The sequence below is a fragment of the Falsochrobactrum shanghaiense genome, from assembly GCF_003149535.1.
GTDB classification, from domain to species: Bacteria; Pseudomonadota; Alphaproteobacteria; order Rhizobiales; family Rhizobiaceae; genus Brucella; species Brucella shanghaiense.
Genome location: NZ_QGDB01000001.1, coordinates 481,626 through 505,587, shown reverse-complemented (window position 1 = coordinate 505,587; position 23,962 = coordinate 481,626). Strand labels below are relative to the sequence as shown.

Genomic DNA, 23,962 nt, shown 5'->3' with positions numbered 1-23,962 from the left:
TCGGCTGACTGCCGCCATGTCGTATATCCCCTGATTCCCGTTCCCTACTCCCTTATTCCCCTATTCCCTTACCCCGTTAAGCAAATGTCCAAACGAATCGCTGGTCCCGAAATCGAACGCCTGATCCAGCTTCTGGCCCGTGTGCCGGGGCTGGGGCCGCGTTCGGCACGCCGCGCCGCACTCCATCTCATCAAGAAGAAAGAAGCGCTGCTGGTACCGCTTGGCGACGCCATGCAGGAGGCTGCGCAAAAGGTGCGCATCTGCTCGTGCTGCGGCAATGTCGATACAAGCGATCCGTGCACGATCTGCACCGACGAGCGCCGTGATTCCTCGACGCTCATCGTCGTGGAGGACGTTTCCGATCTCTGGGCGCTGGAACGCGCAGGCACGATGAATGTGCGCTATCATGTGCTTGGCGGGCGGTTGTCGCCGCTTGATGGCATCGGCCCGGATGATCTCAATATCAAGGGACTGGTCGAGCGTGTCGCCACAGGCGAGGTGCGCGAGGTGATTCTCGCGGTCAACGCCACCGTCGAAGGCCAGACGACGGCGCATTATATCACCGATCAGTTGACCGATTTCGATGTGCGCGTCACGCGCCTTGCCCATGGCGTTCCGGTGGGCGGAGAGCTTGATTATCTCGATGAAGGAACGCTCGCAGCCGCCCTGCGGGCGAGAACTGCATTATAGCAAGCGGGAGATATGCATGATGGCAGGATATGGGAAGCGCAGCTTGAAAATCGCTCTTGGCCTTGCCGCCATCTTCATGATCTCTCCGGCTATTGCTGCGCCTTCCAAGGCGCAGGTTGAAAGCCGGTATCGCAACTGGCTCGAAAAGGATCTCTGGCCGGAAGCGAAAGCCGCAGGCGTCTCGCGCGCCATTTTCGATCAGGCTTTTGCGGGCGTATCGATCAATTGGAAACTTCCCGATCTGGTCATCCCCGGCGCGAAACCGAAAGCGCCCAAAGAGCAGAAACAGGCTGAATTCGGCGCACCGGGCCGCTATTTCAATGCGAAGACCGTCAATTCCGTGAGCAATGGCGGCAAGGCGCGCCTTGGGCAATATGCAAGCCTGCTTAAAAATATCGAGCGCCAATATGGCGTGCCGGGGCGGGTCGTCCTTGCCATATGGGGCCGCGAATCGGGCTTTGGCACGGTGAAAATTCCCTATAATGCCTTTGAAGTGCTCGGCACCAAGGCCTTCATGGCGACACGCAAGGACATGTTTCGCGAAGAACTGGTCGCGGCGCTCCAAATCGCCTCGCGCGGCTATATCGATGAAAGCACCATGAAAAGCTCCTGGGCAGGTGCGCTCGGCCAGCCGCAATTCATGCCGTCATCCTATCTCAAACACGCTGTCGATTTCGATGGCGACGGCAAGCGCGACATCTGGAATTCGGTGCCGGATACGCTCGCCTCCATCGCCAATTATTTGCGCATCCATGGCTGGCAGAGCGGGCGCGACTGGGGTTTTGAGGTCAATGTCCCGCAGGATGTTTCCTGCTCGCTGGAAGGCCCCGATCAGGGCAGAACAATCGCGCAATGGGCCAAACTCGGTATTACCCGCATCAATGGCAAGGCTTTTCCCGAAAATGAAATGAAGGGCGAAGGCTTTCTGCTCATGCCTGCTGGCCGTTATGGACCGGCCTTCATCGTCACGCCCAATTTCTACGTGCTCAAAGACTATAATATGAGCGATCTCTACGCGCTCTTCATTGGCCATGTCGGTGATCGCATCGCTTATGGCGTGGGTGATTTTCAGCAAAAATGGGGCAATGTCGGCACCATGTACCGCTCTGACATTCAGGCCATGCAGAAGCGCTTGCAGGCCCACGGCCACGATGTTGGCAAGGCCGATGGGCTTCCCGGTTTCAAGACGCGCCGCTCCATTGGTATGTGGCAGACGCAAAATGGCATGGCGCCGACCTGCTTTAGCGTGCCGGAACTGCTAAAGACTATTCGCTGAATTTGCGCCGAAAGCCAATGGCCCCCGGCGCAATGCATCAGGCGGCTTTCGCCAGCATACCATGCGGGTCGAGCACGAATTTTTTCGCAGCCCCCTGATCGAAGCTCTCATAGCCCTGCTCGGCTTCTTCGAGCGAGATGACCTGCGCATTGACGATCTCGGCAATATTGAGCCGTCCATGCAGAATGGCCTGCATGAGCTGCCGGTTATATTTGAGCACCGGCGTCTGCCCGGTGTAGAAGGATTGCGCCTTTGCCCAGCCAAGGCCGAAGCGCAGCGAGAGGCTGCCCTGTTTTGCGGCCTGATCCACCGCGCCGGGATCTTCGGTGACGTAAAGCCCCGGAATGCCGATAGCGCCCGCCGGACGGGTGATCTCCATCATCTGGTTGAGGACGATGGCTGGCTGTTCGCCGCCGCTATGGCCGCGCGCCTCAAAACCGACCGCATCGATGGCGCTGTCCACCTCGTTGCTGCCGGTCACTTCAGCGATCATGTCGCCAAGCCGGTCGCTGGCCGAAAGATCGATCGGCTCGAAGCCGACCTTTCGTGCGTGTTCGAGCCGCTCCTTGTTGAAATCGCCGATCATGACGACCGCAGCGCCCAGAATGCGCGCGGAGGCGGCTGCGGCAAGGCCCACCGGGCCAGCGCCTGCGACATAGACCACCGATCCGACGCCCACACCCGCCTTGACCGCGCCATGAAAGCCGGTGGGCAAAATGTCGGACAGCATGGTCAGGTCGCGGATTTTCTCCATGGCCTGCTCGCGGTCGGGGAATTTCAGCAGATTGAAATCCGCATAGGGCACCATGACATAGCGTGCCTGCCCGCCGATCCAGCCGCCCATATCGACATAGCCATAGGCCCCGCCCGCGCGCGATGGATTGACGGTGAGGCAGACGCCCGTATCCTGCGATTTGCAGCAGCGGCAGCGCCCGCAAGCCACATTGAAGGGGACGGAAACAATGTCGCCCACATCGAGCATTTCGACATCGCTGCCTTTTTCGATGATTTCGCCGGTGATTTCGTGTCCAAGCACGAGGCCCGGCATGGCAGTGGTGCGGCCGCGCACCATATGCTGATCGGAGCCGCAAATATTGGTTGAAATCACTTTCAGGATGACGGCGTGTTCGAGCTTGCGCCCGTCGGGCGCGCTCAGCGCCGGATCATCAATATCACGAACTTCGACTTTACCGGGGCGCAAGTAAACAACGCCTCTGTTCCTGCTCATGTCTGCCTCCTCCATATCGACTGTGTCGGGATTCCGGGTAGCTCCCGGTGAAGCAAGCTTACAGTGTCAGGCGGCCTGTCCGCAGTCCTATGCGCGACATCTATGATTCGTTGAGAAGCATGTCGGTGAAGGATTGCAGCGCTCTGGTGCGGTAACGCTCATTGTGCAAAAGCATGAGAAACTGGCGCTGCGGCAGGGAAAAATCGGCTTTCACCAATGTTCGCGCGGCCAGATGCGGCGCGGCCACCAGTTCGGATATGGCAGTGGCATAATTGCCTGAGCGCACGGCCGAACAAATGGCCTCATTGGAGGGAAGTTCCAGCGCCACATCGAGCCGCAGCGGGTCGTAGCCTGCCGCGCGCATGGCGTCCTCGAATACGCTGCGCGTACCCGAACCGTGTTCGCGCAAGATCCATTGCGCGCCAAACAGATCATCCCATGTCAGTCGCCCTGCATTTCTCCATTGATGATCGGGACGGGTGACGACGATCAACCGGTCTGCACCGACCTTGCTTAGTGTCAGGGAAGGGGCCTGCACCGCGCCTTCGACAAGGCCGACATCGGCAAGCCCTTCCTGCGTGGCTTCGGTGACGCTTTCTGTATTGCCAAGCGTCAGGCGCACATCGATCAGCGGGTGGCTGGCGTGGAACTGCGCCAGATAAGGCGGCAGCCAGTAGCTGGCGATCGTCTGGCTGGCATGAATGGCGAGAATGCCGCGCTTGCCGCCGCCAAGTTCCGACAGCATTCGCTCGGCGGTCCGCGCACGGGCAAGTGTTGCGCGCGCTTCGTCGAGAAACAGCCTTCCTTCGCCGGTCAGCTCTATACGCCGCCCGATGCGGTTGAACAGCATCGCGCCATAGCGTTCTTCCAGATTGCGAATCGCGGAACTGACCGCTGATGGCGTCAGATGCAGAACTTCCGAAGCGCGGGTCAGATGCTCGCGCTCGGCCACCTCGATGAAAATACGCAATTGTTCCAGGGTCATGGCAGCAATCGTTCGATTTTATCTAATGATTCATGACATATTATGCGATGGAACGAACAGAAGAAATAGGGCACCAGATTGGAAAATATTTCTCAAGATGAAATGCCTTACAGATGCCCATCGTGAATAGTTCAAAAATCCAGACAATTCTTCCCGGCCTCGCATTGAGTGTTGCCGTGTCGGCGGTCGCCGTCGGCCTCGAAAAAATCGAGGAGCATTATATGGGCCGCGCATGGCTGGAGGCGCTGGTCATTGCGATTCTTCTTGGGACCGCCGTGCGCACATTCCTGCGACCGGGTGTGCGTTTCAGCAAGGGTATCGGCTTTTCCGCCAAGCCCTTGCTGGAATTTGCCGTGGTGCTTCTGGGGGCCTCGATCAGTGCAAGTGCCGTGATTTCCGCAGGCCCCGGGCTGATTATGGGAATAGCAGGCGTGGTGATGGTGGCGATCCTGTCGAGCTATGGCATTGGGCGTCTGCTCAGGCTCCCGCATCGCATGGCAGTTCTGGTGGCTTGCGGCAATTCCATTTGCGGCAATTCGGCCATCGCGGCTACGGCCCCGGTTATCGGCGCGAAAAGCGACGATGTGGCGGCGTCGATTGCGTTCACCGCGATTCTGGGTGTTATCGTCGTCCTCTGCCTGCCGCTTCTGGTGCCGCTTTTGGAGCTTTCGCATAGCCAGTATGGTGTTCTGGCCGGATTGACGGTCTATGCCGTGCCGCAGGTTCTGGCTGCAACCGCACCGGTGGCAACCATCAGCGTGCAGCTTGGAACATTGGTCAAACTGGTGCGCGTATTGATGCTCGGCCCGGTGATTCTGGCGCTTGCGCTTATCGTCGGAAACAAGAGCGCCAGTGCCAGACCGGGCTTTTTTCAGCTCGTTCCCTGGTTCATCATCGGCTTTCTTGGCATGATGGCGCTGCGCTCCCTGCACCTGATACCGGAAGCTGTCCTGCCCGGCATTCAGTCTGCCTCGACTTTGCTGACCATCATTTCCATGGCAGCACTTGGCCTTGGCGTCGATATTCGTTCCGTGGCGCAGGCCGGCGGGCGGGTGACACTGACCGCCGTGCTATCGCTTGCGGTGCTGGGCGCAATCAGTTTGGGACTGATTTATCTGCTGGGCGTGCTTTGAAACAATTATCTTAAAGAAAAAGCCCGGTGCGAGCCGGGCTTTTCCATGTTCAGTCGAAGAGGGAAAAGATCAGTTCTTTTCCTGCTTCTTGAGGGCTGCGCCGAGAATGTCGCCGAGCGAAGCGCCGGAGTCGGTCGAACCGTACTGTGCGACTGCTTCCTTTTCTTCGGCGATTTCGAGCGCCTTGATCGAGACCTGCAGCTTGCGGGTCTTCTTGTCGAAGGCGATGACGCGGGCGTCGACCTTCTGACCGACCGTGAAGCGTTCCGGACGCTGTTCGTCGCGGTCACGCGACAGATCCGAGCGGCGGATGAAGCTGTCGAGGTCGTGATCGACCAGACGCACTTCGAGGCCGCCATCGGTAACGGCAGTCACTTCGCAGGTTACAACGGCGTTCTTGCGCAGTTCGCCCGAAGCGGCTGCTTCGCCGACCTTGTCGCCGGAAAGCTGCTTGATGCCGAGTGAGATGCGTTCCTTCTCGACATCGACGTCGAGAACGACAGCCTTGACCACTTCACCCTTGTTGTACTCTTCAATGACCTGCTCGCCCGGACGGTTCCAGTCGAGGTCGGAGAGGTGAACCATGCCGTCAACGTCGCCGTCGAGGCCGATGAACAGGCCGAATTCGGTCTTGTTCTTGACTTCACCTTCAACAACGGTGCCCGATGGGTACTTCTGGGCGAAGGTCGTCCACGGATTGTCGAGGGTCTGCTTGAGACCGAGCGAGATGCGGCGCTTGACCGGATCGACTTCGAGCACAACGACTTCGACTTCCTGCGTGGTGGAAAGAATCTTGCCCGGATGGACATTCTTCTTGGTCCACGACATTTCGGAAACGTGGATGAGGCCCTCGATGCCCGGCTCGATTTCGACGAATGCACCGTAATCGGTGATGTTCGTGACGGTGCCGGTGATCTTTTTGCCGATCGGGTACTTCGCGCCGATACCATCCCAAGGATCGCTCTCGAGCTGCTTCATGCCGAGCGAGATACGATGGGTTTCCTGGTTGATGCGGATGATCTGCACCTTGACCGTCTGGCCGATGGTGAGGATTTCCGACGGATGGTTGACGCGGCGCCATGCCATGTCGGTAACGTGCAGCAGACCATCGATGCCGCCGAGATCAACGAACGCACCATAATCGGTGATGTTCTTGACGACGCCTTCAACGACCTGACCTTCTTCAAGGTTCTGGACGATTTCCGAACGCTGTTCCGCACGGCTCTCTTCAAGAACGGTACGGCGCGAGACGACGATATTGCCGCGGCGCTTGTCCATCTTGAGGATTTCGAACGGCTGCGGGACATGCATGAGCGGGGTGACGTCGCGGATCGGACGAATATCGACCTGCGAACGCGGCAGGAAGGCAACAGCGCCGTCCAGATCGACGGTGAAGCCGCCCTTGACCTGATTGAAGATGACGCCATCGACGCGCTCGCCATTGGCGAACTTCTGCTCGAGCTTGCCCCAGCTTTCTTCGCGGCGAGCCTTTTCGCGCGACAGAACGGCTTCGCCCAGAGCGTTTTCGATGCGCTCGACGTAAACTTCAACTTCGTCGCCCGGCTTCAGCGTGCCGTCTTTGCCCTTTGCGCCGAATTCCTTCAGCGGTACGCGGCCTTCGACCTTGAGGCCAGCATCGATGATCGCCATGTCTTTTTCGATGGCGACGATGCGGCCCTTGACGACATAGCCTTCGGCAAGATCGTGTTCCGCAAAGGATTCAGCCAGCAGGGCTTCGAAATCCGAGCGGGAGGGGTTGAATTCTGACATAAATACTCCTGATGCATCCGGGATGAAACCACATCGGATGCGGCGCCGGGGGGTTAGCGTTGCGTTATGCCCAACCTCGGCTCCGTCTATGAAGACAACCGGCGCGTGGAACGCGAAGTCAGGCTTTTCAGTATGAGAGAGCAGCACATATAGTGCTGTTATCCCGGTAATCCAGTATTATGCTGCGCCAAAGCGTGATCGATCAGCTTTTTTGCCGCCAGAAATGCCGCTTCTATACTCATTTTGCTCGTATCTAGCAAGTGCGCGTCTTGCGCGGGCTTGAGTGGCGAATCGGTGCGGTTCATATCGCGCTCGTCGCGCTTTTTAATATCGGCGAAAATTTCATCGAAATCGGCGGCTCCGCCTTTGGCGATAATCTCGTCATGTCGGCGCTGCGCACGCACTTGCGGCGAGGCAGTGACGAAGAGCTTGATCTGCGCATCCGGGCAGACGACCGTGCCTATATCGCGCCCGTCGAGCACGCTCGATGGCAGGGCTTGAGCAAAATGGCGTTGCGCTTCCACAAGCGCACGCCGCACCGCTGGCATCACCGCGACTTTCGAAGCCGCTTCGCCGATATGATGCATTGAAAGCACGTCGCGGTCCATCTCGCGCAGATCGAGGTGGCGCGCAGCATCTGCCGCTATGGCCTCATCGTCAAGCGGCAAGCCCTTGTCGAGCAGCGCCTTGGCGACCGCGCGATAGGTCAGTCCGGTATCAAGATGCGGCATGCCGTAATGGATGGCGATGCGCCGGGCAAGGGTTCCCTTGCCCGATGCTGCCGGTCCGTCGATGGCGACGACGAAAGACTTCATTGCGCGTCGCTTCGTTCGATCTTCGCGCCCAGCCCCGCCATCATATCCATGAATTCGGGGAAGGAAGTGGCGATGATCGTGTAATCATCCACGGTGACGGGCTTTTCGGAAGCCAGACCCATAACGAGAAAGCTCATCGCGATACGGTGATCGAGATGGGTTTCGACCGTGCCGCCGCCGATGCCCTTGCCATCCGGGCGTCCGCGAACGGTGAGCGACATTTCGCCTTCGGTGCAATCGACGCCATTGGCTTCAAGTCCGCGCGCAACCGCTGCCAGCCGGTCTGATTCTTTCACCCGCAGCTCATCGAGCCCGTCCATGACGGTTTCGCCTTCGGCAAAAGTCGCTGCGATCGCCAGGACCGGATATTCGTCGATCATCGACGGCGCGCGTTCCGGGGGTACGACGATGCCTTTGAGCTTCGATGACTTCACGCGAAGATCGGCAACGTCTTCACCGCCTGCAAGGCGCTCGTTGAGCACTTCAATATCCGCGCCCATTTCCTGCAAGGTGAGGATCAGGCCGGTGCGGGTCGGGTTCATCAATACGTTGCGTATGGTGACATCCGAGCCTTCGACCAGCAGCGCCGCCACGAGCGGGAAGGCGGTCGAGGAAGGGTCGCCCGGCACATCGATGCTCTGCCCGCTCAGCTTGCCCTGCCCGACGATATGGATATGGCGCACACCCTCCGTATCAGTCTCGACGGAAAGATCGGCGCCAAAGCCCTGCAGCATCTTTTCCGTGTGATCGCGCGTCATGACCGGCTCGATCACGGTGGTGATGCCCGGCGTGTTGAGGCCCGCAAGCAGCACGGCGGACTTTACCTGCGCCGAAGCCATCGGCACGCGATAGCTGATCGGATTGGCGGTTTTGGGTCCAGTGAGCGTAAGCGGCATCCGGTCGCCCTCGGCGGATTTGACCTGCACGCCCATCTGGCGCAGCGGATCGAGCACGCGGCCCATCGGGCGCTTGGAAAGCGAGGCGTCGCCGATGAAGGTCGTGGTCATATCATAGGTGCCCACAAGCCCCATGGTCAGGCGCGCGCCGGTTCCGGCATTGCCGAAATCCAGCGGCGCTTCGGGCTGCAACAGGCAGCCATTGCCGGTGCCGTTGATGATCCAGACATCGCCCTCTTTACGGATTTTTGCGCCCATGGCTTCCATGGCGCGACCGGTATTGATGACGTCTTCGCCTTCGAGCAGGCCGGTGATCCGGGTTTCACCCGAGGCAAGACCGCCAAACATGAAGGAGCGGTGGGAAATGGACTTGTCGCCGGGAATGCGTATATCGCCCGAAAGTCCCTCTGAACGATGGGCGGATGCAGGTTTCAGGGGTGAGGAATGGGACATCGATTTTCACTGTCGCATTTTTGGCGTATTCTACGCCGGGATTAAACAAAGCGCAGCCTCCCTAGCATAGCTTGCCGCCGGGGTCACGCGGCAACGAAATTTAAAGCGGGATCAGGCGCAAAGGGGTCCGGATACGCGATTGTCCGCAAAGTGAAATCAAGTGAGCGGGCATTCGACAATATGGCTTTCGCTGCGCGCCAAGAGTCTTTAGCTTTGACAAAAGCTGCAAATTGCGTTTATGCACCGCACAAATACCGCAAGGCGCGATTTTCGATTGAATTTTTGGCCCCTGACAGAATGCGCTGCGGGCGCGACGGGGAACTCAGAGTAACGAGGCTAGACGTGGCAAAACCTGAACTTGGTACCAAGCGCATCGACCCGGAAACGGGCAAGAAGTTTTACGATCTCAACCGCGATCCGATTGTTTCGCCCTATACCGGGATTTCCTACCCGCGCTCCTATTTCGAAGCAACGATCGCGGAAAACCGCGCGGCGGAAGAAGAGACCGAAGAGGAAGAACTGGATACGGCGCTCGAAAAGCCAGAATTCGTTTCGCTTGAGAGTGCGGATGAAGAGGCCAAGGGCGGCGAGGATATTCCGGACATCGACGATGATGTCGATCTGGGTGACGATGACGACGATGCGTTCCTCGAAGAAGAGGAAGACGAGAATGACGACGTATCGGATATTCTGGGCGGCGGCGTCGGCGACGACGACGAAGACGTCTGATCGGATTTCTGTTCGTGGAAAATATGCAAGGCGGCCCGTTGGGTCGCCTTGTTGCATTTGAGCCTGTTTTTCCGTGGTGTGTTGCGCGCCTGTGGTCCTGATGTGGACAAAAGACGAATTATTTTGCACAGCGAGGCTCTGGTTGCGATTTAGCGCTTGATCTTCTGCGACTTGGCCTTTAAGAAGCCGCCTCGACGGGCAACAAGTTCTGCCTGCTTCGCCTCGCAAGAGGTCTGATGGGGCCATAGCTCAGCTGGGAGAGCGCCTGCATGGCATGCAGGAGGTCAGCGGTTCGATCCCGCTTGGCTCCACCAATTTCTCACCGATCCAAATCGTTCCATTGCGCTTTCCTTGCACGATAACTTTCTTTCATGGATGTTTTATTGCAATGCAGGCCGGCTGTGAAAATGCTGGAAAGCCATGGACGGATTTGAATCTCTCTTCTAGAAATTCATCTGCAAGCCGGTGGAAATCGGCAATGATGCGTCTTGCACGCGATTCTGGGAGGAACAATGAGCACCGAGGCGATCTCCGCGCAATTTCCGCATGACAAGCCACTCTGGCAACCCGATGCAAATCGCATTGCATCGAGCGCGCTTGAGCATTTTCGTGTCGCAGCGCAAAAGCGTGCCGGCAAGGATTTGCCCGATTATGCAGCGCTTCATTGCTGGTCGGTGGAAGATCGCGCGGCTTTCTGGTCGCTCGTTTGGGATTTCTGCGGCGTTATCGGCGAGCGCGGCCAAACCGCCCTTATCGATAATACCCATATGCGCGATGCGAAATTTTTCCCCGATGCGAGGCTCAATTTTGCGGAAAATCTCCTGCGCAAGACAGGAAGCGAGGAGGCAATCGTCTTTCGCGGCGAGAATAAGCTAGAGCGCCGTCTGACATGGGACGATCTTCACGCGCTGGTCTCGAAGTTGCAGCAATTCATGCTGGCGGAAGGTGTGCAGCCCGGCGACCGTGTGGCGGGCATGATGCCCAATATGCCTGAAGCGGTGGCATTGATGCTGGCAGCTTCCTCCATTGGCGCGGTCTGGTCTTCCTGTTCGCCCGATTTTGGCGAGCAGGGCGTGCTCGACCGTTTCGGCCAGATCGAGCCGAAGCTGTTCTTTGCCTGCGACGGCTACTGGTATAATGGCAAGCGCATCGAGGTTGCTGACAAGATCGCAGCAGTCACGGCGAAGCTTCCGGGCCTCAAGCGTTCGGTGATCGTGACCTATCTCGGAGAAGCGGAAGCCGTTGCCGAAAAGGCGCAAAAAGGCATTGCGCTTGACGCAGCACTTGCCCCATTCAAGGCAAAAGAGGTCGAATTTACGCGCCTGCCATTCGATCACCCGCTCTGCATCCTGTTTTCGTCCGGCACCACCGGCATTCCCAAATGCATCGTGCATCGGGCGGGCGGTGTGCTCTTGCAGCACCTCAAGGAGCACCGGTTCCACGCCGATATTCGCGATGGCGACCGTTTCTTCTATTTCACCACCTGCGGCTGGATGATGTGGAACTGGCTGGCATCGGGCATCGCTTCCGGCGCGACATTGCTGCTTTATGACGGCTCGCCCTTCTATCCCGATGGCAATGCCCTGTTCGATTATGCCGCCACTGAGGGCATGACCTATTTCGGCACCTCCGCCAAATTCATCGACGCAGTGCTGAAAGCCGGATTGAAACCCGGCGAAACGCACGATCTGTCAGTGCTGCGCACCATTTCTTCCACCGGCTCGCCCTTGTCGCCGGAGGGTTTTGCCTTCGTCTATGAAGCGATCAAGAAGGATGTGCATCTGGCGTCGATTTCCGGCGGCACCGATATTGTCTCCTGTTTCGTGCTGGGCGTGCCGACAGAGCCGGTCTGGCTGGGCGAAATTCAGGGCGCGGGCCTCGGCATGGCAGTCGATGTCTGGGACGATGACGGCAAGCCGGTGCGCGGGCAAAAAGGGGAACTGGTCTGCACAAAGGCATTTCCTTGCATGCCGCTGCAATTCTGGAACGACCCGGAAGACAAGAAATATAACGCCGCCTATTTCGAGCGTTTCGATAATATCTGGTGCCATGGCGACTTTGCCGAATGGACCGAACATGACGGCATTGTTATCCATGGCCGCTCGGATGCGACCCTCAATCCCGGCGGCGTGCGCATCGGCACGGCGGAGATCTACAATCAGGTCGAGCAGATGCCGGAAGTCGCCGAAGCGCTCTGTATCGGGCAGGATTGGGACAATGACGTGCGCGTCGTGCTGTTCGTGCGACTGGCTGAAGGTGTGACGCTGGACGACGATCTGAAAGCGCGCATCAGGACGAAAATCCGCACCGGCGCCACACCACGCCATGTTCCGGCAAAGATCGTTGCGGTAAATGACATTCCGCGCACCAAATCCGGCAAGATCGTTGAACTTGCCGTGCGTGACATCGTGCATGGGCGCGAGGTAAAAAACCGCGAGGCGCTGGCCAATCCTGAAGCACTGGAGCTTTACCGCGAGATTGCCGAGCTTCAGAGCGATTAAGCCGCGAAAGAAAATTTCGTAAGATGGCAATAAATAGCCACAGAACGCCGCGCAATCTGGTTGCTTAATCGGCCTTCACACGACACTCTGCTTTAATAGCCGGGCAGAACTTGTGGAGGACGAGTATGTTTGCTTCTGGCATGAATTTCGGTCTTGGCGAGGAGATCGAGGCCCTGCGCGATACGGTGCGCCGTTTTGCGCAAAGCCGCATTGCGCCGCTGGCCGCTGAAACCGACCGCAACAATGCATTTCCGATGCATCTTTGGCGTGAACTGGGCGAGCTTGGCGTTCTTGGCATCACCGCACCCGAAGAGCATGGCGGGGCAGGCATGGGCTATCTCGCCCATTGCGTGGCGATGGAAGAAATCAGCCGCGCATCCGCCTCTATCGGCTTGAGCTATGGCGCCCATTCCAATCTCTGCGTCAACCAGATCACGCGCAATGGCTCGCCCGAACAGCGCGCGAAATATCTGCCCAGGCTTATTTCCGGCGAGCATGTCGGCGCGCTTGCCATGTCCGAGCCGGGCGCCGGGTCCGATGTGGTTTCGATGAAGCTCCATGCTCAAAAGCGGGGCGAGCATTATGTGCTGAACGGCAACAAGATGTGGATCACCAATGGTCCCGATGCCGATGTGCTGGTGGTCTATGCCAAGACCGATCCCACAGCGGGCTCGCGCGGCATCAGCGCATTTATCATTGAGAAAACCTTCAAGGGTTTCTCGACGGCGCAAAAGCTCGACAAGCTCGGCATGCGCGGCTCCAATACCTGCGAACTGGTGTTCGAGGATTGTGAGGTGCCAGCCGAAAACCTGCTGGGCGAGGCGGGCAAGGGCGTCAACGTGCTGATGTCGGGCCTTGATTATGAGCGCGTGGTGCTGGCGGGCGGGCCGCTCGGCATCATGGCCGCCTGTCTCGATGTCGTCGTGCCCTATGTGCATGAGCGCAGGCAGTTCGACCAGCCGATTGGCGAATTCCAGCTCATGCAGGGCAAGCTTGCGGACATGTATGTGACCTTCAACGCCGCGCGCGCCTATACCTATGCGGTGGCGGCGAGCTGCGACCGGGGTGAGACATCGCGCAAGGATGCGGCAGGCTGCATTCTTTATACGGCGGAAAATGCCACGCAGATGGCGCTTCAGGCGATACAGGCGCTGGGCGGCAATGGCTATATCAATGATTATCCGACCGGTCGCCTGCTGCGTGACGCCAAGCTTTATGAAATCGGTGCCGGTACGTCGGAAATTCGCCGCATGCTGATCGGACGGGAACTGTTTCAGGAGACCCGCTGATGCCGGTTCTCAAATCCGGGATTTCGACCCGAAATACTGTCTTTGAAACAAACCGCAAGGCGATGCTGGCGGCAATCGATGTGGTTGCCGAAGCGTCCCGCGCAGCACTTGACGGCGGCGGCGAGAAGGCGCGCGAGCGTCATGTCGCACGCGGAAAACTTCTGCCGCGCGAGCGCGTGGCGCAATTGCTCGATCCGGGTTCGCCTTTTCTCGAAGTGGGGCTGACGGCAGCGCATGGCATGTATGGCGGTGCGGCACCTTGTGCGGGCATCATCACCGGCGTGGGCCGCGTTTCGGGCCGCGACTGCATGATCGTCTGCAATGATGCGACGGTGAAGGGCGGCACCTATTATCCGATTACGGTGAAAAAGCACCTGCGCGCGCAGGAGATTGCGGGCGAAAACCGCCTGCCTTGCATCTATCTGGTCGATTCGGGCGGTGCGAACCTGCCCAATCAGGACGAGGTTTTCCCGGACCGCGATCACTTCGGGCGCATCTTCTACAATCAGGCGCAAATGTCGGCGGCAGGCGTTGCGCAACTCGCCGTGGTCATGGGTTCGTGCACGGCAGGCGGTGCCTACGTGCCTGCCATGAGCGACGAGACGGTAATCGTTCGCAATCAGGGCACGATCTTTCTGGCCGGTCCGCCATTGGTGAAGGCTGCAACCGGCGAAGTGGTGAGCGCGGAAGATTTGGGCGGTGGCGATGTGCACACGCGGCTTTCCGGCGTGGCCGATCATCTGGCCAATGACGATGCCCATGCATTGCAGATCGCGCGCGCCATTGCGGCCAATCTCAACAGCGAAAAACGAAGTTTCATTCCAAAAGGCGACAGCGCCGCGCCGCTTTATGACCCCGAGGAAATTCTCGGTGTCGTCTCCGCCGATACGCGCATTCCCTATGATGTGCGCGAGGTGATCGCACGGCTGGTCGATGGTTCGGATTTCGACGAGTTCAAGGCGCGCTTTGGTCCGACTTTGGTCTGCGGCTTTGCAAGCCTTTATGGAATACCGGTCGGCATCATTGCCAATAATGGCGTGCTGTTTTCCGAAGCGGCGCTCAAGGGCGCGCATTTCATCGAGCTTTGCTGCCAGCGCAATATTCCGCTGGTGTTTTTGCAAAACATTACCGGCTTCATGGTCGGGCGCAAATATGAGGCCGAAGGCATCGCGAAACATGGCGCCAAGCTGGTGACGGCAGTGGCGACGGCCAATGTGCCGAAAATCACCATGCTGATCGGCGCGTCCTATGGCGCGGGCAATTACGGCATGGCGGGGCGGGCTTATTCGCCGCGCTTTTTATGGACATGGCCCAATAGCCGCATCGCGGTCATGGGCGGAGAGCAGGCCGCAGGCGTGCTGGCGAGCGTCAAGCGTGACGGGATCGAGCGAACCGGCGGCACATGGTCGGCGGAGGAAGAAGCGGAGTTCAAGCGTCCGACGCTGGAAATGTTCGAGCGCCAGAGCCATCCGCTCTATGCCTCGGCACGGCTTTGGGATGACGGCATTATCGATCCGCGCAAGAGCCGCGAAGTGCTGGGTCTGTCGCTTTCCGCCACACTGAATGCGCCCGTCGAGCCGACGCGCTTTGGCATCTTCAGAATGTAAAGGGCGATCAGATGTTCAAGAAAATACTGATCGCCAATCGCGGAGAAATTGCCTGCCGGATCATGCGCACGGCGCGCAAAATGGGCATTGCCACCGTCGCGATTTATTCCGATGCGGATGCCCACGCGCTGCATGTCGAAATGGCCGATGAGGCAGTGCGTGTCGGCCCGGCACCGTCCGCGCAAAGCTATTTGAACATCGATGCGATCATCAAAACAGCACTTGAAACCGGCGCAGAGGCGATCCACCCGGGCTATGGTTTTCTCTCGGAAAACCCAGCTTTCGTGGAAGCGGCAGAGGCAGCAGGGCTGGTCTTCATCGGCCCCTCGGCCAAAGCCATTCGCGCCATGGGGCTGAAGGACGCCGCCAAGGCGCTGATGGAAAAGGCAGGTGTGCCGGTCGTGCCCGGCTATCACGGCGACAATCAGGACGGCGCTTTCCTCAAAGATCAGGCCGACCGGATGACTTATCCGGTACTCATCAAGGCACGGGCAGGCGGCGGCGGCAAGGGCATGCGGCGCGTCGATAATCCGGCCGAATTCACTGCGGCACTCGATAGCGCGCGGCGCGAGGCGGAAGCCGCGTTCGGCGATGGCGCTGTGCTGATCGAAAAATATATGACCAAACCGCGCCATATAGAGGTGCAGGTTTTTGGCGATAATCACGGCAATGCGGTGCATCTGTTTGAGCGTGACTGCTCGCTGCAACGCCGCCATCAGAAGGTGATCGAGGAAGCGCCCGCCCCCGGCATGACGGCTGAAATGCGCGCAGCCATGGGCGAGGCTGCGGTCAAGGCGGCATTGGCGATTGGCTATAGCGGCGCAGGCACGGTAGAATTTATCGCCGACGTGTCGGAAGGGTTGAGAGCTGACCGCTTCTTCTTCATGGAAATGAACACGCGGCTACAGGTCGAGCATCCGGTGACGGAAGCGATCACCGGCCTTGATCTGGTCGAATGGCAATTGCGCGTCGCGGCAGGCGATCCGCTGCCGAAACGGCAAGACGAACTTGCGATCAATGGCTGGGCCTTCGAGGCAAGGCTTTATGCGGAAGACCCGGCGCGCGATTTCCTGCCTGCGACGGGCAGGCTTGCGCTCTTCGCACCGCCTGAAAATGCGCGGGTGGATTCCGGCGTGCGGGCAGGTGACACGATCACGCCGTTCTACGATCCGATGATAGCCAAGATCATCACCCATGGCGCCACGCGCGACGAAGCACTCAACCGGCTTGATGCGGCACTCGACAAGACCCGCATTGCCGGGCTTGTCACCAATAGGCAATTCCTCTCGGAGCTTTGCAATCTCGAAGCTTTCCGCAAGGGTGATGTCGATACCGGACTGATCGCGCGGGAAACAGACACGCTTTTTGCGGAACAAAAACCTTCCGATCTGGCTTTCGCGCTTGCCGCCCTTGGCGCGCTCGATCTTCTGGATGCCCCTGCAAGGGATGATCCGTGGACGCGCCTGCGCGGGTTTCGCCTTTGGGGTGAGGCTTCGCGCTCGGTTCTGCTCGCCCATCACGGCGAATGCCACACGGTAAATTTCACGACCAAAGGCGACAGGCATTTCAGCTTCGCCTTTGGCGATCTCGAAATCCTCTCTCATGAAAACGGGCTGCTGCGCTTTAGCATCGATGGCCGCGTGTCCGAAGCAATGGTGCTGCGCATTTCGCATGATGTGAACGTGCAAGTCGAAGGCCGCGACACCATATTTCATCATATGCAATCCGTTGGTGCGGAGGAGGACACTTCAAGCGAAAGCCGCATTCTTGCACCCATGCCGGGATTGGTGCGGCTGGTTTCCATCACGGAAGGCATGAATGTCGCCAAGGGCGATGTGCTTGTGACGATGGAAGCGATGAAGATGGAACTGTCGCTGACCGCGCCGCGCGACGGCAGGGTTGCGTCCGTGAGAGTCGCGGCGGGCGATCAGGTCGATGAAGGCGCATTGCTGGTTGAACTGGAGGAAGATCATGGCTGAACGCGTTGAAATCGTTGAAATGGCAGCGCGTGACGGCCTGCAGAATGAAAAGCGCTTTGTGCCGACTGCCGATAAAATTGCACTGATCGATCGGCTTTCCGATTGCGGCTATGCCCGCATAGAGGCGACGAGTTTCGTCAGCCCCCGATGGGTGCCGCAACTAGCCGATGCAGCGCAAGTCATGGCCGGAATAGATCGCCGCAACGGCGTGCGATATTCGGCATTGGTGCCCAATATGAAAGGCTATGAAGCAGCGCTGGCAGCCGGCATGGATGAAATTGCCGTTTTCATTTCCGCCTCGGAGGGGTTTTCCAAGGCCAATATCAATTGCTCCATAGCGGAGAGCATCGAACGCATATCCCCGGTCATCGGCGAGGCCATCACGGACGGGCTTGGCGTGCGCGGCTATGTGAGTTGCGCCATCACCTGCCCCTATGACGGGCCAACGCCACCGCAGGCGGTTGCCGATGTGACCGAACAGCTTCTGTCGCTGGGTTGCCACGAGGTGAGCCTTGGCGACACGACAGGCCATGGCACGCCCGAAACCATTGCCGCCATGCTGGACGCGGCTCTCGAAATCACGCCGCCGGTGCATCTTGCCGGACATTTTCACGACACTGGCGGCCACGCCCTCGACAATATCCGCGTGAGCCTCGAAAAGGGCCTGCGGGTATTCGATGCTTCGGTCGGCGGTCTTGGCGGCTGTCCTTTCGCACCCGGCGCAAAGGGCAATGTCGATACGGTTGCCGTGGTGGAAATGCTGCATGGGCTTGGTTTTGAAACGGGCCTTGATCTCGAAAAGCTGAGAAGCACAGCACGGTTCGCGCAGACGCTGCGGCAGGACAAGGCGGCATGAGCGACTTCGAAACCATCCATATTGCGATGGACCGGCGCGGCGTCGCGACACTCACCCTTGACCGCCCCGAACTGCATAATGCGCTTTCGGGCCGGATGATCGATGAACTGACCACGGCGGCGCTTCATCTGGCGGATAATGCCGATGTGCGCATCGTGATCCTGACGGGCAGGGGGCCAAGTTTCTGCGCGGGCGCCGATCTTGGCTGGATGCGCGAACAGATGAAGGCCACACGCACCCAGCGCATCGAGGAAGCGCGCAAGCTTGCCCTGATGCTCAAAGCTCTGCGCGATCTGCCCAAGCCGTTGATCGGGCGCATCAACGGGCAAGCCTATGGCGGCGGTATCGGCCTGATCAGCGTTTGCGATGCGGCAATCGGCGTTTGCGGCGCGCGTTTCGGCCTGACGGAAACGAAGCTCGGCCTTATCCCCGCAACCATCAGCCCCTATGTGGTGGCGCGTATCGGCCAGGCGCATGCCTTGCGCACATTCACCTCGGCGCGGATTTTCGACGCTCATGAGGCACGGCGCATGGGGCTTCTTACGGCTGTTGTCGAGCCTGAAAATCTCGACGCAGCAATAGAGGAGGAGATAAAACCTTATTTCTCCACCGCTCCCGTAGCCGTTGCGGCATCCAAACGACTTGTCCATGCGCTTGGCGCGCCGATTGACGAAAGGGTGATCGATATGACGCTCACCCGGCTTGCCGATACATGGGAAACGCCTGAAGCCGCAGAAGGAATCGCGGCCTTTTTTGCAAAGCTTTCACCATCATGGAAAAGGGAGGAGTGGAATTCGCCCTGAGGCCGAATTCTGTTGCTATTGCCGCGACTTGACTACTTGCAATCGGTGGCCGGAAATGCATTCTTATTATATTATGAAAGCTAAATCTCGCTCTGGAACATGATTCTGAAAAAGTTGATGCGATTTCGGATATATTATGGCTGGAGGAGTTCCCGGCAATGCCGGGAATGGCTTTTGAATTGACCCTTTGCGACGAAAATTGACAAAGGGGAGGGCTTGGCAATTGACCGGTGCACAGATGCCGGAAATTGCGTGGCATGGATTGTCAGGGGCTATTCGAAAAATGCCTCGCTAAAGGAGAAAGATATGAATCGCAAACTGCTTTCCAGCGTGGCTTTCGCTGCTACACTTGGCTTTGCCAGCGCAGCTTACGCAGATATAACAATCGGCGTCGTCGCGCCGCTGACCGGCCCGGTCGCAGCCTATGGCGATCAGGTCAAGAAGGGTGCCGAGACTGCGGTTGAAGTCATCAACGCCGCCGGCGGCATCAATGGCGAGAAGATCGTTCTCCAGTTTGCCGACGATGCGGGCGAGCCCAAGCAGGGCGTTTCTGCGGCCAACCAGCTTGTTGGCGATGGCGTCAAATTCGTCGTCGGCCCGGTGACGACCGGCGTTGCAATCCCGGTATCCGACGTTTTTGCGGAAAATGGCGTGTTGATGGTTACGCCGACCGCGACCGGACCCGATCTGACCGCGCGTGGTCTGGAAACCGTATTCCGCACCTGCGGACGTGATGACCAGCAGGCCGACGTCATGGCCGACTATTATCTGAAGAACCTCAAGGATAAAAAAGTCGCCATCGTCCATGACAAGGGCGCTTACGGCAAGGGTCTGGCTGATTCTTTCAAGGCTGCGATCAACAAGGACGGCGTGACGGAAGTGCATTATGATTCCGTAACACCGGGCGACAAGGATTTCAGCGCGCTCGTCACCAAGCTGAAGGCGGCTGGCACGGAGGTCGTTTATTTCGGCGGTTATCATGGTGAAGGCGGCCTTCTGGCTCGCCAGCTGCACGATGCCGGTCTGACCGCCCTGATTCTCGGCGGGGAAGGCTTGTCCAACACCGAATATTGGGCGATCGGCGGCGACACGGCGCAAGGCACACTGTTCACCAATGCGGTCGACGCGACCAAAAACCCGGCTTCCAAGGAAGCGGTTGACGCGCTCACCGCCAAGAATATCCCTGTCGAGGCTTTCACCATGAACGCCTATGCTGCGGTACAGGTCCTCAAGGCCGGGATGGAACGTGCCGGCACCACGGAAGATTCGGCAGCCGTCGCCAAGGTGCTGCATGAGGGTGAGCCAATCCCGACGGTCATCGGTGAACTGACCTATGGCGGTACCGGCGACCTGACCTCGCCGAGCTTCGATGTCTTCAAGTGGGATGGCGGAAAAATCGTTGCTGCTGAATAGAGCATTCCCTGTAACGGAAACCGACCGGGGTTCTTTGCAAAGCAAATAAAGAAAATGAAGAAACGCCGGGTTTTGCCCGGCGTTTTATTTATGAATCAGGGTAGCCGAGCTCTGCTTCGACGCTCTCGAACGTTCGCTCCATCGCATATGTCGGGCTGAACGGAAGGCCGAAATGCCCATAGGCGATGGATAATTGACGTTCCGCCCTGCGCTCGCTTCCTCGACCTATGGCCGCCACATAAAGAGCGGCGGCAAGTCCGGTGCGATCCGATCCTGATTTGCAATGAATAAGAACCGGCTTTTGCGCATTCCGCATCACGGCAATCAGTTGTTGCGTGCGTTCCGGGCTCAATTGCTTGCTGGCCGACATTTCAAAATCAATATGCTGGATACCCAGCGCTTTTGCAGTGGCTATTTCATCATCATACCATTCCGATCCGGGTTCCGCGCCGCGCAGATTGATGATGCTCCTGATCCCGTGTTGATTGTGCATATAAGTAATGCGCACAGGATCAAGCTGGTTGGAACGATAGGCTTCACCGGCGATGATTGCGTGAATATTGCCTTTATATTGCATGGCAACAAGATAGCCGCCCGGCACGCTTGCCGCGATGAGAAGAGCAAGAGCCAGCACACCCCCAAAGCTGAAGGCCATTTTGGCGTGTCTTTGAAAGAATGTCATTTTTCCTTGCATAGTAGATAAATCTCAAATGCTTTGTTTCTGGACTGTATGCTTGAAATTGTGCCGATCCGTAGTAGGCTGTCAAAGCAGTACTGTTTGTAGAATGTGTTTATTTTGTAGTTCGGTAATAAATAAGTAATTCCGGAAATCATCCGTAGAAAGGATGGTTTGGCTTATGAATTTTTTGCGAAGCCTCGGCAATTTTTACGAAAGGTAAGGTTCGGTTAACCATAAGCGCCTATGCTGTAACCATTGAACCGGGGGCTAACTGGCGGAGCAGGTTTATGCAGCGCTACAGATTTGATGATAAAGCGGTCTTGATCGAAGCCATCGTCGAGCTTCTTAACCGGGGGGTTGAACCGGATGAGCTTGATCTTGTCCTGAGCCGGATTGGTCCGGTGGATCTTGATCTGATGCATGATTGTCTGGCTGAAGTCTGGAACTACAATCACCCCGGGCAGGTCAGCGAGCCGATGGCGGCCTGATTGATTGGCTGCTTTCTATGTCATACTCTTGAAACAGAACAGGTCTATACCTACGTCTGTATCGGGAATTCACTTGGATCTGTGACCACGGATGTACTGGCGCAGGACCGGGTGAATACAGAAGGTCGGGTTACCCCGGCCTTTTTTGTTGGGCTTTCATAAAAGCAGGCCGCCAACCCCCATGCGGGCAAGATCGGCGGATTGCAGCTCTATCCCCGCCATCAGGCGATCGATGATCCTGTCCAGACTGCTTTCGCGTGCGCTGCGCGCTGAACCGGGGGCAACGACGACATATTTTCCGGCGCATTTTCCCACAGACAGAAGATTGCCCGGATCGACCGGCACGCCGATGCGCAGGATTTCGCCGCCAGCCTGAATGATCGCGCGCGGCACAATATCCGCTTCGTCCGCCACTGCCGATGCGCTGAAAATAACCAGCAGATCGCTGATTTTTGCAAGTTCGGCAATGGCCGTGGCAAGGGCGGTGCTTTCATGCGCCACGCGTCGTTCGGCGCAGACCCGGCCGCCATTGCGTTCGGCGCGTCTGGCGATCAGCGTCTGGGTTTTGGCAAGAACCGTCTCGCGTATGGCGGGCAGGCGTGACTGGATGAGACCGATGCGCGTCGCCTGAAATGCCTTGACGTCAAACATGGCGCGCTCGCCGCACCGATTGTAGATTTCATCGATCAGCGATTTCGGAACGGCAAAGGGAATGATCTTGACCGTTGCCACCATCTGTCCGCCTTCGACGCGGTTGTGATTGTGCAGGCTGGCCACCGAAATGCGCTCGTCGAGCATATTGATGGCGTCCACGCCCGCAATATCCGCGCAGAAAACGCCGCTTTTTTGCGCGAACAGATTGATACGTCCCGTTGTCGCCACGCCGCTTTCGATATTGCCAGAAACAAGCAGCCGCCCGATTGCCGCCGCCGCATCGTTTTCGCCCATATCATCGGTTTCGAGCTTTGCCGCCAGCACATGAGCCATGCCTGCCCGGCGCATTGCTTCAAGATGGCCCGATTCCAGCACCGTTCCCTTGCGCAGATGGTATGGCTCCGCAACAAGACTATTGGCGATGATCGTCCCTTCGGCCTCTTCAAGCGGCCATTCCCTGAAAATCATAAAGCGTCTCTTCCAGCAAATCCCACGAGCTTCATGCGCTCCCCGCACCCGGTCGGCTTTGTAATTATCAGCAAACATCAGGGGGCCATAGCCAATGGCGGTTATTTTGCGTCAAAGGCGTGACAAATGCGATTATTCGTTATATCGGTACATTTGGAATTTTCAGAAATTACCGAAAACTAGGAAATTACATGGCCTCGGCGCTTCATGCCGTGCGCTGGATGGAAAGACAAATGAAACACGGCACCCCCCGAACGATCGCTTCGTTCGCCGCGTTGGCAATCATGGTGTTTCTCGCTGGCTGCGAGAATCAGGTCCTGCTCTCTCCCAAGGGGCAGGTCGGCATGGCGGAACGTGATCTCATCTATTTCGCGACGGGCTTGATGCTTCTCGTCGTATTGCCGGTCATTTTCATGACCCTTTATTTTGCCTGGAAGTATCGTTCTACGAATGAAGAGGCGGAATACAAGCCCGACTGGCATCATTCCAACAGGATCGAAGCGGCGGTCTGGCTCATCCCGGTCGCCATTATCGTGGTTCTGGGCACCGTCACCTGGATCAGCACCCACAAGCTCGACCCCTATCGCCCGCTCGAATCGAGCGTGCCGCCGGTCAATGTCGAAGTGGTGGCGCTCGACTGGAAGTGGCTGTTCATCTATCCCGATTACGGGGTTGCCTCGGTCAATGAAATGGCCATGCCTGTCGGCGTGCCAGTCAATTTCAAGCTGACCTCTTCCAATATCATGAATTCCTTCTTCATTCCGGTGCTTGGCAGTCAGGTCTATACCATGCCCAGCATGCAGACCAAGCTGCACCTGATCGCCGATCATGAGGGCGTATTTGACGGCATTTCGGCCAATTACAGCGGCCAGGGCTTTGCCCAGATGCGCTTCAAGGCGCATGCTTTCGATCAGGCCGGATTCGACAAATGGGTGGCCGACGCCAGGGCTTCCGGACAGGAACTGAACCGCGATCGTTATGCATCGCTCGTTCAGCCGAGCGAAAAGCATCCGGTGCAGCATTTTGCCTATAATGACAAGGCGCTGTTTCACGGCATTGTGAACCGCTGCTGGGACGGGAAGTCCGTCTGTCTGGATGATGAAATGCATCGCACGCAGATGGCTCAGGCGGCGCGCGCAAACCTGCGCAAGTCCTCGCCTGTCGATTTCAGCCAATGGGCGAACGACATCATCTGCGCCATCCAGCCGCAGCGCCTGTCGCAGCTTGAAAACTGATTTGCCGATGCCGCA

The 23,962-nt window shown here is 58.0% G+C and carries 20 protein-coding genes and 1 tRNA gene; 14 read left to right on the top strand and 7 right to left on the bottom strand.

Annotation, left to right across the window (positions count from 1 at the left end):
* The first annotated feature begins 84 nt into the window (after window positions 1-84).
* Together recR and DKP76_RS02420 are read left to right on the top strand one after the other, a co-directional pair.
* Window positions 85-690, top strand: coding sequence for a recombination mediator RecR (gene recR, locus DKP76_RS02425; protein WP_109704812.1), 606 nt, complete (start codon window positions 85-87; stop codon window positions 688-690).
* A gap of 16 nt (window positions 691-706) precedes the next feature.
* Window positions 707-1,966, top strand: a complete 1,260-nt coding sequence (locus DKP76_RS02420) for a lytic murein transglycosylase (protein WP_109704811.1) — start codon at window positions 707-709, stop codon at window positions 1,964-1,966.
* 37 nt (window positions 1,967-2,003) lie between these two features.
* On the opposite strand, the gene fdhA is transcribed toward DKP76_RS02420, so the two are convergent.
* A complete protein-coding gene (fdhA, locus tag DKP76_RS02415) occupies window positions 2,004-3,194 on the bottom strand; it encodes a formaldehyde dehydrogenase, glutathione-independent (RefSeq protein WP_109704810.1) in 1,191 nt (396 codons plus the stop codon).
* A 100-nt stretch (window positions 3,195-3,294) separates the two neighbouring features.
* On the bottom strand, window positions 3,295-4,179 hold the full coding sequence (locus tag DKP76_RS02410; RefSeq protein ID WP_109704809.1) for a LysR family transcriptional regulator: 885 nt from the start codon (window positions 4,177-4,179) through the stop codon (window positions 3,295-3,297).
* A 113-nt stretch (window positions 4,180-4,292) separates the two neighbouring features.
* Between DKP76_RS02410 and DKP76_RS02405 the strand changes: the two genes are divergently transcribed.
* A complete protein-coding gene (locus tag DKP76_RS02405) occupies window positions 4,293-5,312 on the top strand; it encodes a YeiH family protein (protein ID WP_109704808.1) in 1,020 nt (339 codons plus the stop codon).
* A gap of 69 nt (window positions 5,313-5,381) precedes the next feature.
* Here the strand turns inward: DKP76_RS02405 and rpsA are convergent, their stop codons facing one another.
* From rpsA to aroA, 3 genes are all read right to left on the bottom strand, one after another.
* Window positions 5,382-7,082, bottom strand: a complete 1,701-nt coding sequence (rpsA, locus tag DKP76_RS02400; protein ID WP_109704807.1) for a 30S ribosomal protein S1 — start codon at window positions 7,080-7,082, stop codon at window positions 5,382-5,384.
* A 158-nt stretch (window positions 7,083-7,240) separates the two neighbouring features.
* The gene (gene cmk, locus DKP76_RS02395; RefSeq protein WP_109704806.1) at window positions 7,241-7,897 is read right to left on the bottom strand and encodes a (d)CMP kinase; all 657 of its coding nucleotides are present in this window, start codon (window positions 7,895-7,897) and stop codon (window positions 7,241-7,243) included.
* The gene (gene aroA, locus DKP76_RS02390; RefSeq protein ID WP_109704805.1) at window positions 7,894-9,246 is read right to left on the bottom strand and encodes a 3-phosphoshikimate 1-carboxyvinyltransferase; all 1,353 of its coding nucleotides are present in this window, start codon (window positions 9,244-9,246) and stop codon (window positions 7,894-7,896) included. The genes cmk and aroA overlap by 4 nt, the downstream gene beginning before the upstream one ends.
* 342 nt (window positions 9,247-9,588) lie before the next feature.
* On the opposite strand from aroA, the gene DKP76_RS02385 reads away from it, so the two are divergent.
* The 9 genes from DKP76_RS02385 (at window position 9,589) to DKP76_RS02345 (ending at window position 20,423) form a co-directional block, all read left to right on the top strand.
* Entirely contained in the window at window positions 9,589-9,975 is a 387-nt protein-coding gene (locus DKP76_RS02385; protein ID WP_109705145.1) for a TIGR02300 family protein, read from the top strand.
* 238 nt (window positions 9,976-10,213) lie between these two features.
* Window positions 10,214-10,289, top strand: a tRNA-Ala gene (locus tag DKP76_RS02380).
* A gap of 198 nt (window positions 10,290-10,487) precedes the next feature.
* The gene (locus tag DKP76_RS02375) at window positions 10,488-12,476 is read left to right on the top strand and encodes an acetoacetate--CoA ligase (RefSeq protein WP_109704804.1); all 1,989 of its coding nucleotides are present in this window, start codon (window positions 10,488-10,490) and stop codon (window positions 12,474-12,476) included.
* Between the two features lie 140 nt (window positions 12,477-12,616).
* Window positions 12,617-13,765 (top strand): isovaleryl-CoA dehydrogenase, encoded by a 1,149-nt coding sequence (locus tag DKP76_RS02370; protein ID WP_199224741.1) that lies wholly within the window; start codon window positions 12,617-12,619, stop codon window positions 13,763-13,765.
* Window positions 13,765-15,372 (top strand): carboxyl transferase domain-containing protein, encoded by a 1,608-nt coding sequence (locus tag DKP76_RS02365; RefSeq protein WP_109704802.1) that lies wholly within the window; start codon window positions 13,765-13,767, stop codon window positions 15,370-15,372. The genes DKP76_RS02370 and DKP76_RS02365 overlap by 1 nt, the downstream gene beginning before the upstream one ends.
* Before the next feature lie 11 nt (window positions 15,373-15,383).
* Window positions 15,384-17,351, top strand: coding sequence for an acetyl/propionyl/methylcrotonyl-CoA carboxylase subunit alpha (locus tag DKP76_RS02360; protein ID WP_109704801.1), 1,968 nt, complete (start codon window positions 15,384-15,386; stop codon window positions 17,349-17,351).
* Window positions 17,344-18,207, top strand: a complete 864-nt coding sequence (locus DKP76_RS02355; RefSeq protein WP_109704800.1) for a hydroxymethylglutaryl-CoA lyase — start codon at window positions 17,344-17,346, stop codon at window positions 18,205-18,207. The genes DKP76_RS02360 and DKP76_RS02355 overlap by 8 nt, the downstream gene beginning before the upstream one ends.
* The gene (locus DKP76_RS02350) at window positions 18,204-19,010 is read left to right on the top strand and encodes a crotonase/enoyl-CoA hydratase family protein (RefSeq protein ID WP_109704799.1); all 807 of its coding nucleotides are present in this window, start codon (window positions 18,204-18,206) and stop codon (window positions 19,008-19,010) included. The genes DKP76_RS02355 and DKP76_RS02350 overlap by 4 nt, the downstream gene beginning before the upstream one ends.
* 306 nt (window positions 19,011-19,316) lie before the next feature.
* The gene (locus DKP76_RS02345) at window positions 19,317-20,423 is read left to right on the top strand and encodes an ABC transporter substrate-binding protein (protein WP_109704798.1); all 1,107 of its coding nucleotides are present in this window, start codon (window positions 19,317-19,319) and stop codon (window positions 20,421-20,423) included.
* A gap of 88 nt (window positions 20,424-20,511) precedes the next feature.
* Here DKP76_RS02345 and DKP76_RS02340 read toward each other — a convergent pair whose 3' ends face one another.
* The gene (locus tag DKP76_RS02340) at window positions 20,512-21,078 is read right to left on the bottom strand and encodes a tyrosine-protein phosphatase (protein ID WP_245410118.1); all 567 of its coding nucleotides are present in this window, start codon (window positions 21,076-21,078) and stop codon (window positions 20,512-20,514) included.
* A gap of 311 nt (window positions 21,079-21,389) precedes the next feature.
* Between DKP76_RS02340 and DKP76_RS02335 the strand changes: the two genes are divergently transcribed.
* Window positions 21,390-21,590, top strand: coding sequence for a hypothetical protein (locus DKP76_RS02335; RefSeq protein ID WP_109704796.1), 201 nt, complete (start codon window positions 21,390-21,392; stop codon window positions 21,588-21,590).
* Window positions 21,591-21,746: 156 nt separating this feature from the next.
* On the opposite strand, the gene DKP76_RS02330 is transcribed toward DKP76_RS02335, so the two are convergent.
* A complete protein-coding gene (locus DKP76_RS02330) occupies window positions 21,747-22,712 on the bottom strand; it encodes a molybdopterin-binding protein (RefSeq protein ID WP_109704795.1) in 966 nt (321 codons plus the stop codon).
* 233 nt (window positions 22,713-22,945) lie between these two features.
* Between DKP76_RS02330 and cyoA the strand changes: the two genes are divergently transcribed.
* Entirely contained in the window at window positions 22,946-23,947 is a 1,002-nt protein-coding gene (gene cyoA / locus DKP76_RS02325) for a ubiquinol oxidase subunit II (RefSeq protein WP_109705144.1), read from the top strand.
* The last annotated feature ends 15 nt before the right edge of the window (window positions 23,948-23,962 follow it).

Excerpts from the sequence above, each read along its gene's own strand:
- DKP76_RS02365 (WP_109704802.1), top strand. The coding sequence starts at position 13,765 with ATGCCGGTTCTCAAATCCGGGATTTCGACCCGAAATACTGTCTTTGAA.
- DKP76_RS02360 (WP_109704801.1), top strand. The coding sequence starts at position 15,384 with ATGTTCAAGAAAATACTGATCGCCAATCGCGGAGAAATTGCCTGCCGG.
- DKP76_RS02355 (WP_109704800.1), top strand. The coding sequence starts at position 17,344 with ATGGCTGAACGCGTTGAAATCGTTGAAATGGCAGCGCGTGACGGCCTG.
- recR (WP_109704812.1), top strand. The coding sequence starts at position 85 with ATGTCCAAACGAATCGCTGGTCCCGAAATCGAACGCCTGATCCAGCTT.
- DKP76_RS02335 (WP_109704796.1), top strand. The coding sequence starts at position 21,390 with ATGCAGCGCTACAGATTTGATGATAAAGCGGTCTTGATCGAAGCCATC.
- DKP76_RS02345 (WP_109704798.1), top strand. The coding sequence starts at position 19,317 with ATGAATCGCAAACTGCTTTCCAGCGTGGCTTTCGCTGCTACACTTGGC.
- DKP76_RS02420 (WP_109704811.1), top strand. The coding sequence starts at position 707 with ATGATGGCAGGATATGGGAAGCGCAGCTTGAAAATCGCTCTTGGCCTT.
- DKP76_RS02370 (WP_199224741.1), top strand. The coding sequence starts at position 12,617 with ATGAATTTCGGTCTTGGCGAGGAGATCGAGGCCCTGCGCGATACGGTG.
- DKP76_RS02350 (WP_109704799.1), top strand. The coding sequence starts at position 18,204 with ATGAGCGACTTCGAAACCATCCATATTGCGATGGACCGGCGCGGCGTC.
- DKP76_RS02410 (WP_109704809.1), bottom strand. The coding sequence starts at position 4,179 with ATGACCCTGGAACAATTGCGTATTTTCATCGAGGTGGCCGAGCGCGAG.
- cmk (WP_109704806.1), bottom strand. The coding sequence starts at position 7,897 with ATGAAGTCTTTCGTCGTCGCCATCGACGGACCGGCAGCATCGGGCAAG.
- DKP76_RS02330 (WP_109704795.1), bottom strand. The coding sequence starts at position 22,712 with ATGATTTTCAGGGAATGGCCGCTTGAAGAGGCCGAAGGGACGATCATC.
- rpsA (WP_109704807.1), bottom strand. The coding sequence starts at position 7,082 with ATGTCAGAATTCAACCCCTCCCGCTCGGATTTCGAAGCCCTGCTGGCT.
- DKP76_RS02340 (WP_245410118.1), bottom strand. The coding sequence starts at position 21,078 with ATGGCCTTCAGCTTTGGGGGTGTGCTGGCTCTTGCTCTTCTCATCGCG.
- cyoA (WP_109705144.1), top strand. The coding sequence starts at position 22,946 with ATGAAACACGGCACCCCCCGAACGATCGCTTCGTTCGCCGCGTTGGCA.
- DKP76_RS02405 (WP_109704808.1), top strand. The coding sequence starts at position 4,293 with ATGCCCATCGTGAATAGTTCAAAAATCCAGACAATTCTTCCCGGCCTC.
- fdhA (WP_109704810.1), bottom strand. The coding sequence starts at position 3,194 with ATGAGCAGGAACAGAGGCGTTGTTTACTTGCGCCCCGGTAAAGTCGAA.
- aroA (WP_109704805.1), bottom strand. The coding sequence starts at position 9,246 with ATGTCCCATTCCTCACCCCTGAAACCTGCATCCGCCCATCGTTCAGAG.
- DKP76_RS02375 (WP_109704804.1), top strand. The coding sequence starts at position 10,488 with ATGAGCACCGAGGCGATCTCCGCGCAATTTCCGCATGACAAGCCACTC.